The 585-nt window shown below is 48.0% G+C and carries 1 protein-coding gene; it reads left to right on the top strand.

All coding sequences use genetic code 11. The features are described from left to right. The coding region (locus AB4653_RS24285) for a chemotaxis protein CheB (protein ID WP_372105515.1) at positions 1–536 on the top strand (536 nt) is incomplete at its 5' end. Between the last annotated feature and the right edge of the window lie 49 nt (positions 537–585).

The following is a 585-nucleotide window of genomic DNA, read 5'->3' as shown; positions in this document are numbered from 1 at the left end:
CAGTTGCACTACAGAAAATTTTGACACGCATCCCTGCCAGCTACCCGCATCCGATTGTGTTAGTGCAGCATATGCCAGCAACGTTCACCGCTGCTTTTGCTAGCCGCTTGAATACCTTGTGTAAGATTGAAGTTCGTGAAGCTCAAGACGGAGACCTGTTGAAACCTGGGGTGGCTTATCTTGCTCCAGGCGGAAAGCAAATGATGATTGATGGTCGCCCGGGTTCGGCGCGTCTGAAGATTATCGATGGTGGTGACCGAATGAACTACAAGCCTTGTGTAGATGTCACTTTTGGTTCTGCAGCTAAGATCTACGGCGATAAAGTGTTGTCTATGATACTGACCGGTATGGGTGCTGATGGTCGAGAAGGTTCTCGCATGTTAAAAACAGCGGGTTCGACCATTTGGGCGCAAGACGAAGATAGTTGTGTTGTATATGGTATGCCTCAAGCTGTAGCAAAAGCTGGCATTTCTACTGAAGACCTACCTCTAGACCGCGTTGCGGAACGGATTTTGGTCGAAGTTGGGTTAGCTTAGGTAAATCGACATGATTGTTTGGAGTGTTGCAAACCAAAAAGGTGGCGTT

Source organism: Vibrio sp. 10N.222.48.A3, assembly GCF_041475345.1.
GTDB classification, from domain to species: Bacteria; Pseudomonadota; Gammaproteobacteria; order Enterobacterales; family Vibrionaceae; genus Vibrio; species Vibrio tasmaniensis_A.
This window is presented reverse-complemented; position numbering and strand designations above follow the sequence as displayed.